General features: G+C 72.2%; 10 protein-coding genes. 9 read left to right on the top strand and 1 reads right to left on the bottom strand.

All coding sequences use genetic code 11. The features are described 5' to 3' along the window. Window positions 1-48: 48 nt before the first annotated feature. The gene (gene thyX, locus ABD240_RS14105) at window positions 49-834 is read left to right on the top strand and encodes an FAD-dependent thymidylate synthase (protein ID WP_291798808.1); all 786 of its coding nucleotides are present in this window, start codon (window positions 49-51) and stop codon (window positions 832-834) included. Between the two features lie 6 nt (window positions 835-840). Next, the gene (locus ABD240_RS14100) at window positions 841-1548 is read left to right on the top strand and encodes a maltokinase N-terminal cap-like domain-containing protein (protein ID WP_344337924.1); all 708 of its coding nucleotides are present in this window, start codon (window positions 841-843) and stop codon (window positions 1546-1548) included. Window positions 1549-1674: 126 nt separating this feature from the next. On the opposite strand, the gene ABD240_RS14095 is transcribed toward ABD240_RS14100, so the two are convergent. After that, a complete protein-coding gene (locus ABD240_RS14095; RefSeq protein ID WP_291798815.1) occupies window positions 1675-2724 on the bottom strand; it encodes an alcohol dehydrogenase catalytic domain-containing protein in 1050 nt (349 codons plus the stop codon). A gap of 793 nt (window positions 2725-3517) precedes the next feature. On the opposite strand from ABD240_RS14095, the gene ABD240_RS14090 reads away from it, so the two are divergent. Genes ABD240_RS14090 through ABD240_RS14060 form a run of 7 tightly spaced genes read left to right on the top strand, consistent with a single transcriptional unit; the run spans window position 3518 to window position 13359 of the window. Beyond that, window positions 3518-5116 carry an ABC transporter substrate-binding protein gene (locus ABD240_RS14090; protein ID WP_291798819.1) on the top strand — a complete coding sequence of 533 codons (1599 nt, stop codon included), beginning with the start codon at window positions 3518-3520 and terminating at the stop codon, window positions 5114-5116. Beyond that, a complete protein-coding gene (locus ABD240_RS14085; protein ID WP_344337921.1) occupies window positions 5116-6144 on the top strand; it encodes an ABC transporter permease in 1029 nt (342 codons plus the stop codon). The genes ABD240_RS14090 and ABD240_RS14085 overlap by 1 nt, the downstream gene beginning before the upstream one ends. Beyond that, the gene (locus tag ABD240_RS14080; protein ID WP_291798824.1) at window positions 6141-6959 is read left to right on the top strand and encodes an ABC transporter permease; all 819 of its coding nucleotides are present in this window, start codon (window positions 6141-6143) and stop codon (window positions 6957-6959) included. Before ABD240_RS14085 ends, ABD240_RS14080 begins: the two co-directional genes overlap by 4 nt. Next, window positions 6956-8878 (top strand): dipeptide ABC transporter ATP-binding protein, encoded by a 1923-nt coding sequence (locus ABD240_RS14075; protein ID WP_344337918.1) that lies wholly within the window; start codon window positions 6956-6958, stop codon window positions 8876-8878. Before ABD240_RS14080 ends, ABD240_RS14075 begins: the two co-directional genes overlap by 4 nt. Continuing rightward, window positions 8875-10437 carry an NtaA/DmoA family FMN-dependent monooxygenase gene (locus tag ABD240_RS14070; protein WP_344337916.1) on the top strand — a complete coding sequence of 521 codons (1563 nt, stop codon included), beginning with the start codon at window positions 8875-8877 and terminating at the stop codon, window positions 10435-10437. The genes ABD240_RS14075 and ABD240_RS14070 overlap by 4 nt, the downstream gene beginning before the upstream one ends. Then, window positions 10430-11365 carry an LLM class flavin-dependent oxidoreductase gene (locus tag ABD240_RS14065; protein WP_344337914.1) on the top strand — a complete coding sequence of 312 codons (936 nt, stop codon included), beginning with the start codon at window positions 10430-10432 and terminating at the stop codon, window positions 11363-11365. The genes ABD240_RS14070 and ABD240_RS14065 overlap by 8 nt, the downstream gene beginning before the upstream one ends. Then, entirely contained in the window at window positions 11362-13359 is a 1998-nt protein-coding gene (locus ABD240_RS14060) for an FAD/NAD(P)-binding protein (RefSeq protein WP_344337912.1), read from the top strand. Before ABD240_RS14065 ends, ABD240_RS14060 begins: the two co-directional genes overlap by 4 nt. Window positions 13360-13427 lie beyond the last annotated feature (68 nt).

Below are 13427 nucleotides of genomic sequence, written 5' to 3'. Positions count from 1 at the left end.
GTCTGCGGTGCCGGGTCGGTCCTGCCCCGCCACTTCCGGAGGTCATCCGTGCGCCACGTCGAACCCACCGTCTCACTCATCGCCCGTCCGCAGATCGACTGGGACGCAGTCGAGGCATACCTGGGCGAGGTGGGCGGCACTGCGTGGTCGGACCGGGTGCGCGAGGCCGAGTCGCCGGACGGTGAGGACCTCCTCGAGTTCGCCGGCCGCATGTGCTATCGCTCCTGGGAGCCCGGGCTCAACCCGAACGTCTCCCGCGTCCGCACGGATTCGGAGAAGTACCTGGGCAACGTCATCGGCTCCCAGCACGGCTCCGTGCTGGAGCACGCGAACTACACGTTCGTCCTCCACAACGTCTCCCGGGTGCTCACGCACGAGCTGATCCGGCACCGTGCCGGCTGTGCGTACTCGCAGGAGTCCCTGCGCTACGTCCGCCTGGACGAGATCCCCTTCTGGTTCCCGGAGTGGGCACGCGAGGACGCAGAGCTCATGGAGCGCAGCCTCGCGGTGCTCGACACGCTGGAGGAGCACCAGAAGTGGATGGCCGCGCACTTCGGTCTCGACGAGGAGGGGACCAACTTCTCACACAAGAAGCACATGACCTCGTTCATGCGCCGCTTCGCGCCGGAGGGGCTGGGCACCGGAATCGTCTACACGGCCAACCTCCGTTCCCTGCGCCACGTCATCGAGATGCGCACGGCGGCCGGCGCGGAGGAGGAGATCCGCCTGGTCTTCGGCAAGCTCGCCGCGATCATGAAGGAAGAGGCTCCCGCGATCTTCGCCGACTACTCCGTCGAGGACGGGGAGTGGAAGCCCGGTACCAGAAAGGCCTGATGCACCGTGTCGACCCTCTACGCCGCCTCGCTCTCGCCCTCGAAGCCGGAGGCGCTCGCCCTGCTGTTCTCCCGGCGCGCACCGGGCGCCGAGGTCTCCGCGGAGGGGATCGAACGCATCGCCGCCTACCGGTTCGACGATCCGGCCGGTGAGGTGGGGTGCGAGACCCACATCGTCGCGACGGAGGCCCTCGGCACCGTCCAGGTGCCGCTCACCTATCGCGGTGCTCCGCTCGCCGGAGCGCCCGCCGAGGCCCTGGTCACCACCATGCAGCACTCCGTGCTGGGCGAGCGCTGGGTCTACGACGCGGCCCACGACCCCGTCTACGTCGAAGCGCTCATCCGCGTCATGGCGGAGGGCGGAGCGGGTGCGGAGCAGTTCATGGTGCGCGAGGACGGCTCGTTGCAGCCGGTCAGCGAAGGACTGGCACGTGTGCGCGGCACGGGGCGCGGCGGTGAAGGCGTCATCCGCGCCGATGCCGCGGCGGAGTCCGTGCGGGCCCGTGAAGCCGTGCAGGAGCCGGAAGCCGGGGACTCAGGGCTGCCTGCCGTGGAGCAGCGTGAGTCGTCGACGCTCATCCGCTTCCGAGGCGTGGCGGTCGAGGTGCGCTTCCTGCTCGCCGGGTCCGGCCCCGCCGGTGGTGAGGCGCATCAGCTCGTCGGCACCTGGGACGGGCAGGCGGAACCGGTGCTGCTCGCCACGTACCTCGCCTGAGACGTCTCCGGGCGGAACGGGGGAGCGGACGCGGCGATCCGGCACAGTCCGCCCGGGCATGAGCGGAGTCGCCCCACAGCGCAGACGGCACTCGTCTGCGCGTGGCGGTGTCGCCGCCCGGACGATTCAGGGCCGGATGACCGTGAGGCCGGGCAGCGTCCCCTCGTTCATCGCAACGAGGGCGTCCGGAGTCTCCTCGAGGGAGAGTGTCCGGGTGACCAGGTCCTGCGGCCGGAGCCGCCCCGAGGCCACGAGGTCGAGGAGCGGCGGATAGTCCGCCGCGGACATGCCGTGGCTGCCCAGGAAGGCGATCTCGCGACCGATCACGGCGGGCACCGCGGTGAGCGGTGCCTCGGCGAACAGTCCGATCTGCACGTGCCTGCCCAGCGGCTGCAGCGAGGCCAGCGCTGTGTTCATCGTGACGGGCAGGCCGAGCGCCTCCACCGTCACGTGCGGACCGTGCTCCACGCCCTGCGCGGCCGCCGCGGCCCGGACCGCCGTGGCCGCCTCCGCCTCTGACCGGCCCGTGGTGTTCACGGCGTCCGCGGCACCCATTCGCAGCGCGAGGTCGAGCGCGCCCTGGTTGATGTCCACGGCGATCACATGCGCCCCCATCGCCGCGGCGATCATGACGGCGGACAGTCCCACCCCGCCGCAGCCGAACACCGCGACGACCTCGCCCTCCCGCAGCTGCGCCCGCGCGTGGAGGCCGCGGAACGCGGTGGCGAAGCGGCACCCCAGGGAGACGACGGCCTCGGCGGGAAGCTGCTCAGGCACCCGCACCAGGTTCACGTCCGCGTGGTGGATGACCACCTCCTCCGCCCAGGAGCCCCAGTGGGTGAAGCCTGGCTGGGTCTGGTCCGGGCACACCTGGGCGTTGCCGGAGGCGCAGAATTCGCAGGCCCCGCAGCCGGAGACGAACGGCGCCGTCACCCGGTCACCAGGTGCGTACGCCGTGACCTCCGCACCTGTGCGAGCCACCGTGCCCACGAACTCGTGGCCGGGCACGTGGGGGAGGGTGACCGTGCCGTCGTGGCCGGCCCAGGCGTGCCAGTCGGAGCGGCAGAGGCCGGTCGCCTCCACCGTGATGACCACGCCGTGCGGCGGGGGCTCCGGTGCCTCCACCTGGGTGACGGCGGGGGTCTGGGCGAAGGTGTCGAAGTGGACTGCGCGCATGGACAGGAGTGTAGGGCGGAGGAGGGCCGTCGCCGAGGCCGGTCCCGGCAGTCGGGCACGCCGGGGGAGCGTGGACCGGAGAGGCATGACGGCTATGAATGCGCCACGGATCGTCATGCGGCGTCACCGGCTTTCACGGATTGGTGACCTGTGTCGGAGGACGCTATTGTTGTTCTCGGTTCAGAGATTTCGCCTCCACGGGAGGACTTTCCCTCAACCGCTGTGCGGAAGACCGCTTCCGCTCGTCTGCCGGTGCAGAAGACCGACACAGAGGAAGACACACGATGATCGCATTCAGGAACTCGCAGGTCTGGGCACTGGCCGCCCGCTTCGAGGCCCTCGATTGTCGTCGCTCCATGTGTGCGCGCATCTGTATGTGAGCATCTCGATGTGACCACGGTGCCCGTGCAGGCACCAGCACTCGCGTAGGTGCGGTGCGTCTGCGATCCGTTCCGTGCGAACGGTCCTGCTCCGTGTGACCGTGTGAACAGCACTGCTCTGCCTCATCCGGGCTGCTGAGCATGACCCCAGCGCTCGCAGAATCACTGCTCGCAGCATCGCTGCACACGCATTCTCCATTCCCTTTCCGCTGACGCGCAGAGTCCTCTGACTCGTCAGTTTCTCCGGTGTGCCGCATTTCCGGCGCTCCGCCATTCCCCCCTGCCATTTCTGCGTGCTGTTCCATTCTCACCTGATCATTTCTCCCAGCCGCTGCGCCGCATTCGGCTGAGTGAAGTGATCACACCGCGAACAATCCGCACCTCCCTCTCTGCCCATCCAGGAGACGCCTTCCATGCACACACGTTCCGCCCTCCCGCTGACCGCAGCGGCGCTGTCCGCCGTCCTGCTGCTCAGCGCCTGCGGGAACCAGTCAGCCTCCACCGCCGCCGCAGGAGAACCGGTGAGCGGGGGCACCCTGCGCATCGCCTACGACACGGATCCGCAGTGCGTCGACGGCCAGCAGGTCGGTCAGAACACGGCGCTCAACGTGACGCGCCAGGTGACGGACTCACTCACGGACCAGGATCCGGAGACCGGGGAGATCGTGCCCTGGCTCGCGGAGAGCTGGGAGGTCAGCGAGGACTCGCGCGAATTCACCTTCCATCTGCGCGAGGGGGTGACCTTCCAGGACGGGACGCCCTTCACCTCGGCCTCCGTGGCGGAGAACTTCGCGGCGATCCAGGACCTCGGGGCCAGGGCCACGCAGGGCTCCTCCTACCTCGCGGGCCTGCGCTCCGTCGAGACGCCGGACGAGCACACCGCCGTCGTCGCCTTCGAGGAGCCGAATGCCCAGTTCCTGCAGGCGACCTCCACCATGATCCTCGGCTTCTACTCCTCTCGGACGCTGGAGAAGACCCCTGAGGAGCGCTGCGGCGGCGAGATCGTCGGGACGGGTCCCTTCGCCCTCGAGAGCTTCACCCCGGCGGAATCGGCCTCGCTGGTCCGCTACGACGACTACGCCTGGCCGTCCTCGCTCGCCCGGCACGAGGGCCCCGCCCACCTCGACGGCATCGAGATCACGGTGGTGCCGGAGGCCACGGTGCGCAACGGCAGCCTCGGCTCCGGGCAGATCGACGTCGACACCGCGGTGCTGCCGCAGGACGAGGAGACGCTGGAGGCTTCGGGCTTCCCCGTGCTCTCGCGGCCCAATCCGGGCATGACCTACAACCTCCTGCCCAAGGAGTCGAAGCCCATCGCGGAGGAGCCGGAGGTGCGTCAGGCGATCAGCAAGGCGATCAACCGGGAGGAGCTCGCCGCCGTCATCTCCTCCCACCAGTCGCCGGCGACCTCGGTCCTGTCGCAGTCCACGCCCCAGTACACCGACCTCTCCGCACACCTCGCCTTCGATCCGGAGGGGGCCGCTGCGCTGCTGGACGAGGCCGGCTGGGAGCTCAACGCGGAGACCGGCATCCGCGAACGCGACGGCGAGCCGCTGAGCATCGAGCTCAGCTACTGGCAGACGGTGCCGTTCCTCGAGCTCGTGCAGCAGCAGCTGCGCGCCGCGGGCATCGACCTCCGGCTGGAGCGGGCCACGCTGGCCGAACACACCGCGGCGCAGGAGGCCGGCGACCTCACCTTCGACTTCTACAACCTCACCCGTTCGGACGCGGACATCATCAGGACGGTCTTCGACGCGAGAGCCCGCAACGTCAACGAGCGCGAACCCTCGGAGATCGAGGACATCCTCACGGAGACGACCGTGACCACGGACCCGGACGCACGCACCGAGCTGTTCGAACAGGCCGCGGTGAAGCTCATCGAATCAGGCCACGCGATCCCGCTCGTCGAGCTCTCCGGCGTCTGGGCGACCTCGCCCGAGGTGCAGGGCCTCCACTTCGAGGCGTCCTCGCGCGTCCAGCTCTACGACACCTGGCTGGCGGGTGAGGGCTGATGCGGCTGCATCCCACCGCAGGCCTCGTCCTGCGGCGCCTGGGACACGGCGCCGTGGTGCTGTGGGCGGCCTTCACCCTGGCCTTCCTCGTGCTCTACGTGCTGCCCGGGGACCCCGTGGCGATCCTGCTGGGCGGGGACCAGTCCACGGCCACCCCGGAGGAGATCGCCGCCGTCCGGGCCGAGTACAACCTCGACCGGCCGCTGTTCGTCCAGTACCTCCTGGCCCTGACCTCTGCGCTCCGGTTCGATCTGGGGAACTCCTTCGCCACGGGCCAGCCCGTGCTCGAGGCCATCGGGGCCGCACTGCCCTCCACCGTCGCGCTCGCCGTCGCCGCCCTCGTCCCCGCCCTCGTGGGCGGGCCCCTGCTCGCGGTCCTCGCCGTGAATGCCCGGCGGCCGGCACTGCGCGCTCTCCTGTCCGAACTGCCCGGCCTGGGCGTCGCACTGCCGACGTTCTGGGCGGGCCTCATGCTGCTGCAGGTCTTCTCGTTCCGGCTCGGCTGGGTGCCGGCACTCGGCGCGGAGGGTCTCCTCGGTCTCGTCCTGCCCGCTGCGACACTCGCGCTGCCGCTCGGGGCGATGGTCGCGCAGGTCCTGCTGCGCGCGCTCGACCGCGCCTGGCGCGAGCAGTACGTCACGACCTTCCGGGCCGCGGGGATGGGCCGGCCCCGCCTCCTGCTCTCGCATGCGCTGCGGGTGGCGAGCCTCTCCCTGCTCTCCGTCGCCGGCGTCATCACCGGCAACCTCCTGGGCGGGACGGTCATCGTCGAGACGGTCTTCACCCGCAGCGGCCTGGGCCGGCTCGCGGAGTCCGCGGTCTCCTCGCAGGACATCCCGCTGGTGCTCGGCATCGTGGTCTTCTCCGCCGTCGTGTTCGTGCTCGTCAACCTCGCCACGGATCTGCTGTACCCGCTCGCGGACCCGCGCACGCGCCCGGCGGTGCGGACGGCAGCGCAGAGAGCGCCCGAGGCTCCCCGACCCCAGCACCCCGTCCCGTCCCCTCCGACCGAGGAGGTGCGCGCATGAGCGCCGCTCCGCCGGGCCGCATCCGGCCGGGACTCGTCCTCGCCGCGCTCCTCCTCGCGCTCGTGACGGCCTGGGCGCTCGTCCCGGACCTGTTCACGGGCCGCGATCCCCTCTCCGGCGATCCGCTCCAGCGGCTGCAGGCGCCGGGTGCCGGTGCGCTGCTCGGCACGGATCAGCTGGGCCGCGACGTGCTCGCCAGGGTCATCCACGGAGCCGGCTCCTCGCTGGGCACCACGGCGGTGGCAGTGCTCCTCGCCTTCGGCGCGGGCACGGCGATCGGCGTGATCGCGGGATTCCTCGGACGCGGCGTCGATGCGGTCCTCATGCGCATCATCGACGTCCTCCAGTCCATCCCCGGACTGCTGCTCTCCATGTCCGTCGTCGTAGCCCTGGGCTTCGGCGCGGTGAACATCGCACTCGCGGTCGCCCTGGCCTCGGTCCCCGCCTTCGCCCGTGTGGCGCGCGGCGAGGTGCTCCGCTGGCGTTCGACGCTGTTCGTCGAGGCCGCCCGCCTGAACGGCATCCGCACGCCGGAGGTCGTGGTCCGTCATGTGCTCCCGCACGCCGTCGGCCCCGTGTTCGCGCTCGCCGCACTCGAGTTCGGCTCCGCGATCCTCGCGGTCTCCGCACTGAGCTTCCTGGGCTACGGTGCACCGCCGCCGCAGCCGGAATGGGGTCTCCTCGTCTCCGAGGGCCGCGACTTCATCGCGAGCGCGTGGTGGCTCACCACGATGCCCGGACTCCTCATCGCCGCCGTCGTCCTCTCCGTCAACCGCATCGCCCTCGCCCTCGGATCCGGAAGGAGCCGTTCATGAACCCCGCAGCCCGGGCACGGGCCGCCCTCGCGCGGCCTGCCCTGCCCAGCCCGCTCTCCCTCCTCCTCAACCTGGCCCGTCACGCCGAGCAGGAGCTCACGGGGACCACCCTCACCTCGGTGCCGGCACCCTCCGTGGCTCGGGCGGGGGCAGGGCCCGAGCAGCCGCCCGGATCAGGGGACCGGGAGAACCCCGGCGCCGCCGCACCCGAGGCGGGTCCCGCCACCGTGCCCGGGGCGGCCTCGGCTCCCGTGCTCCGCCTGCGCGATCTCACGGTCCGCTATCCCGCCCGCGGCGGCGAGGTCACCGCCGTGGCCGGGGTGGACCTGGAGGTGCGTGCGGGGGAGACGGTGGCGATCGTGGGCGAATCGGGCTCCGGCAAGACGACCACGGCGGCCGTCGCCGCAGGTCTGCTCACCGCGGGGGCGCGGATCGAGGCCGCGGAGCACAGCGTGTTCGGCACGGACATGCGCGGTGCCGGGGAACGGGCCTGGCACGGCGTGCGGGGCACTCGCATCGGCTACGTCCCGCAGGACACGGGGGCCGGACTGAACCCCGTGCGGACCATCGGCTCGCAGCTGAAGGAGGTCCTCACCCTCCACGGCCACACTCGCGCCGAGGCACAGGACCGCCTCCGGGAGGTGCTCGCGCAGGTGGGCCTCGATCCCGAGGCGCACCCGGCCCGCTTCCCCCACGAGTTCTCCGGCGGACAGCGGCAGCGGATCCTCATCGCCCTGGCCCTGGCCGGCGATCCGGGCCTCATCATCGCGGACGAGCCCACCTCGGCCCTCGACGTGACGGTGCAGAAGCAGGTGCTCGATCTGCTCGCCGGCCTCGTCGCAGAGCGGGGCGCGGCGCTCGTCCTCATCACCCACGACCTCGGCATCGCGCGGGACAGGGCCGATCGGGTCCTCGTGATGTCGGGCGGCCGGCTGGTCGAATCCGGTCCGGCCGCGCAGATCCTCGAACGGCCGCAGGAGGAGTACACGAAGCGGCTCCTCGCGGCGGCGCCGGGGCTCACCGGTGTGCCGCTGCTGCAGAGCCGGCGCGTCCAGGTCGGACAGGAGCCGGCGGGCGAGCCCCTCATCCGCGTCACCGGTGTGCGAAAGACCTACGCCGGGCACCGCGCAGGCACCGTTCGTCCTGCCGTCGACGGCGCATCCGTCACGCTGCGTGCGGGGCGGACGGTGGGGATCGTCGGGGAATCGGGCTCCGGCAAGTCGACGACCGCCCGCATCCTCGTCGGTCTCGAGAGCGCGGACGCGGGCACCGGCACCGTGCTGGGCGAGGACTTCGCGACGCTGCCGGCACGGGTGCGGGCACTGTCCCGCAGGGCGCGGTTCGTGCACCAGGACGCGACGGCCGCGCTGGACCCCTCCTTCACCGTGGGGCAGTCCCTCGCGGAGCCGCTGCGGGGCTTCCGCCTCGGCAGCCGGGCGGAGCGCCGGGCCAGAGTCGCAGAGCTGCTCGATCTCGTGGCGCTGCCGGCGGAGTTCGCCGACCGCCGGCCCCGGGAGCTCTCCGGCGGTCAGCGTCAGCGGGTCACGCTCGCCCGCGCGCTCGCCAGCACTCCGGAGGTCCTCGTCCTCGACGAACCCGTCTCCGCCCTCGACGTCTCCGTGCAGCAGCAGATCCTCGAACTGCTCCTCGACCTGCAGGAGCGTCTGGGGCTCGCCTATGTCTTCATTAGCCACGATCTCGCGGTCGTACGGCACATCGCCGACGACGTGCTGGTGATGTCCGGCGGTCGCGTGGTGGAGTCCGGACCTGCCGCCGAGGTCTTCGACTCTCCGCGCACGGAGCTCACCCGCGCACTCGTCGCCGCGGTTCCCGGCACCGGCGACCGCGCTCCCGCCTCCGGCACGGAGGCACACAGCGCACCCGCACACAGCACACCCGTCACGATCGGAGCACGATGACCACGCATCCCACTCACAGCACCCACGCCGCACCCGTGCGCCCGGTCCACCTCGCCGCGCACTTCCCGGGCGTCAACAACACGACCGTCTGGACGGATCCGGCCGGCGGCTCGCACATCGAGTTCGAGAGCTTCGAGCACTTCGCCCGCACGGCGGAGAACGGGCTCTTCGACTTCCTGTTCCTCGCGGAGGGCCTGCGGCTGCGCGAGCACAAGGGGGAGATCTTCGACCTCGACGTGGTGGGCCGGCCGGAGACGGCCACGGTGCTCGCCGCCCTCGCCCAGGTCACTCGGAACCTGGGCCTCGCGGGCACCTTCTCCGCGACGTTCAACGAACCCTACGACCTCGCCCGGAAGCTGGGCACGCTCGACCACCTCTCCGCAGGCCGCGCGGCGTGGAACGTCGTCACCACCAACAACGCCTTCACCGGCGCCAACTTCCGCCGCGGCGGCTATCTCGACTACGCCGACAGGTACGCCCGGGCGGAGGACTTCATCTCCGTCGCGCGCACGCTGTGGGAATCCGGTGCGGCCGGTCCCGGAGCCGTCAGCGGCAGTGACACCGGCGCCGGCCCCGCGGGCACCAGCGCCGGCCTCGGTGAGAGCGGTGCCTTCTCCCACCGCTCCGACTTCTTCGACATCGCGGGACGGTACCCGCTGCCGCGGAGCAGGCAGGTCCACCCCGTGATCTTCCAGGCCGGGGACTCCCCGGACGGGCGGGACTTCGCTGCGGGCAGCGCGGACGTGATCTTCACCCGGCACTCGGAGCTGGAGGAGGGGAAGGCGTTCTACGCGGACATCACCCGCCGGCTCGCCCGCTACGGCCGCGGGGAGGACGAACTCAAGATCTATCCCGGCGTCACCTTCGTCCTGGGGGACACCGCCGCCGAGGCCGAGGAGAGGGCCGCCCTCATCCGCCGCCAGCAGGTCTCCGGTCCCGGTGCCATCGCCTTCCTCGAACAGCTCTGGGGCCGCGACCTCACCGCCTATGATCCGGACGGCCCGCTGCCGGACGTGGACCCGGACTTCGACAACGCGGACATCACCCGCGGCCGGGTCCGGCACGTGAAGGACCCACGCCCGGTGGCCCGTGCCTGGCGCGAGAGGGCGGAGGCGGAGGGACTCTCGATCCGCGAACTCGTCATCGAGGTGTCCGCACGCCACTCGTTCGTGGGCACCCCGGGCCGGGTGGCGGAGCAGATGAACGAGTACGTCCAGCAGCGCGCGGCCGACGGCTTCATCCTCGTCCCGCACCTCACTCCGGGAGGCCTCGACGAGTTCGTGGCGCGTGTGGTCCCGGAGCTGCAGGAGCGCGGCGTCTACCGGACGGAGTACCCGGAGGGCGGGACGCTGCGGGACAACCTGGGCCTGGGCGGGTACCGGCCGGATACGGAGTGGGCGGCAGCCAGGGCGGCGGCGCGCGACGCACACCGCGACGGGACAGGACACCACAACGGGACAGAGCACCGCGACCAGGCAGGGCACAGCGCCGCAGCAGAGCACAGCACGGAGAACAGCACGCAGCCACCGGCTGCGGAGAAGGAGACCGCACATGTCTGACGCACACGCATCCGCCACCGGCACCGCCGCACCCGCAGAGGTGACCGCCTCCGTGTCGGCTCCAGTGCCGGTGCCGGCATCCGGTCCTGCGCCCGCACCCACTGCGGTGCGCCTCGATCCGGGCGCGCTCGCGGACCCGCCTGCGCTGCGGGACGCGGTCCGCGCCCTCGACGAGGCGGGCGTGCGGTGGATCGTGCTGGGCGACGACGGCGCTTCGGGCGCGGACGCCCTCACCACCGCAGCCTGGCTGGGGCCGGCCACCGCGCAGGCGGTGCTCGTGCCGGAGGTGCCGGTCACCCACACGGAGCCCTTCCACGTCGCGACGGCCACCGCCACCCTTGACCACGTCTCCCGTGGTCGCGGGGGCTGGTCGCCGGTGGTGCAGACGAGTGAGGCCGCCGCCCGGCTGACCGGTCGCAGGCCTGCGGCACCGCTCGCCGAGACCTGGCGGGAGGCCGGGGAGATCGCGGATGTCGTCGCCCGCCTCTGGACGTCCTGGGAGCCGGATGCGGAGATCCGCGACGAGGTCACTTCCCGCTTCCTCGACCGGGAGAAGGTGCACTACGTGGACTTCACGGGCACGGACTCGGTGGGCGAGGAGTTCACCGTGAAGGGCCCCTCGATCGTGCCGCGTCCGCCCCAGGGAGAGCTGCCCACGCTCGTGAGTGCGGATTCCCCGGAGGCCGCTGAGGCCGCGCTCGCCTTCGCGGACGTCGTGCTGCTGGCGCCCGAGGCAGGGGTGAGCGGCGAGGAGCTGCGTGCCCGCGCCGCGGCGCGGAGCCGCGAACTCGTCGTGCTCGACGACGGAGGCACCGTCACCGCGGACGAGGCGCTCGCTCTCGCGGCCGGTTCCGGAGCCGCGTCCGCCGACGCTCCCGGACCTGCCGCCCCCTCCGTGCCGCCGGCCGGTGCCGGAGTCCGCCGATGACTGCCCGCCTGGTGTTCGTGGGCGGAGGGCCCAAGACGACGGGGCTGCTCCTCGCGCTCGCCGCCGCGGCTCGGGCGGATCGCGCGGCGTTCCCGGAGCGTCTGGAGATCCTGGTCGTCGATCCGTTCCCCGCCGGCGGCGGGAGGATCTGGCGGCACGCGCAGTCGCCCACGCTCTGGATGAACTCGCTGGCCGAGGACGTGACGATCTTCCCGGACGAGGGCGCGGAGTTCCCCTCCCTCAGCGGTCCGAGCCTCGCGGAGTGGGCCGCGGGGCGGGACCTGGAGCACCTGGGCGCTCCCGCCGCAGGGCTGCGGGGCACGGACTTCGCTCCGCGACGGATTCAGGCGGAATACCTCGGATGGGCCTACGCGCGGGCGCAGCAGGAGCTCCCGGACGGTTTCGTGCTCGAGACGGTGCGGGGGCGGGCGCTCGCGGCGGAGCCCCTCGGGGACCGGCACATCGTCTCCTACGAGGAGTACGGGACCGGGCATCCGCACGACTCCGCCCACCCCCGCGGTCCGGCCGCACCCGGAGGCGCCGGCACCCCGCGCTACCAGACGGTGCTCGCGGACGCGTTGGTGCTCGCACAGGGCTTCCTCGAGGTCGCGGACGACGCGGAGACGGCGGAGCTGCGGGAGCAGGCGTCACGGTCCGGGCTGGGGTACACCGCTCCGGGCTACACCGCGGACGTGGACCTCAGCGGTCTGCCCGCGGGCGAGGACGTGCTGGTGCGCGGACTGGGACTGGCCTTCGTGGACGCCATGATGATGCTCACGGAAGACCGCGGCGGCCGCTTCGAGCGCGTGGCCGGTGCGGACGGCTCCGCAGACGGTCCCGTCGTCTACCACCCCTCCGGCCGGGAGCCGGTGCTCTGGGCGGGCTCCGGCCGCGGTGTCCCCTACAAGTCCAAGCTGGGCCACCGGCCCGAGGGGCTGCGGATCGGTCCGACCCGCTGGCTCACGGCGGACACCGTGCGCGGCCTGTGCGGTGCGGACGGGACGGTGGACTGCGAAACCGTGCTCTTCCCGCTGCTCGAGGCGGAGCTCGCCCATGCCCACTACGCGGAGCTGGCGACCCGGTACGAGGGCCGGACGACGGCCTCGGCTGAGGAGTACGGGCGGCTGTTCGCGGACTGGCACCGGGCGTTCGTCGCGGGGGAGCCGGTGACCGCACAGCGGTGCCGGGCGGAATGGATCCGCTTCGCGGAGTGGACGGTGCCGGACCCCGCGGACCGCTTCGACCTGAGCGGACTGGACCGGCCCTTCGCCGGAGCCTCCTTCGCCTCGCAGGAGGAGTTCGAGGCGGAGGTCGCCTGGCATACGCGTGCGGAGATCGACAGGGCGGCCGATGCCCGGTACTCCCAGGACGCCGCGGTGTTCTTCGCGCTCGTCTCCGCGTACTACGTCACGCGAGAGCTGGTGGGCCAGGGGGTGTTCACCTCGGCAGACAGGATCCGCAATGTCGACGGCCGCTTCCACGGCCTGTTCTCCTACATCGCCTCCGGCCCGCCCCCGGAGCGGCTGGAGAACCTGCTTGCCCTGCACCGGGCGGGCATCGTGCGCTTCCTCGGCGCCGATGTGCGGGTGCGTGTGGATGCGGGGGACCCCGCCTTCGTCGCGACGAGCGGTGCCCACCCGGACGAGGTGCGGGCACGGTGGCTCGTGGACGCCCGCCTGGCACCGGTGAGTGCGGCACGGGCGACGGACACGCTGCTGCGCGGACTGCTGGAGGACGGACACCTGCTGCTGGAGGACAGCGGGGGAGGCGCGGCCAAGCTGGTGGCGGATGCCGACTGCCGCGCGGTGCGCCCGGACGGCGGCACGCAGCGGAGCCTGTTCCTCGTGGGCCCCTCGGTCGCAGGCGGGGTGGCGGAGGCCTTCACCCGTCCGGGGATCGACGGGCGCGTGTTCCGGGAGAACGCCCGGATGGTGCGGTCCCTGCAGCACGTGCTCTCACCGCAGCGGGCGAGCACCGCAGCGCCATATGCGTGAGGCGCGGGGACGACGGCGGCCGAGGCCGTGGGCGGGCCCGCCGCGCACGGCTGAGGCACCCGCGCCCC

The sequence above is a fragment of the Brevibacterium salitolerans genome (assembly GCF_039531405.1).
Classification (GTDB): Bacteria; Actinomycetota; Actinomycetes; order Actinomycetales; family Brevibacteriaceae; genus Brevibacterium; species Brevibacterium salitolerans.
This window is presented reverse-complemented; position numbering and strand designations above follow the sequence as displayed.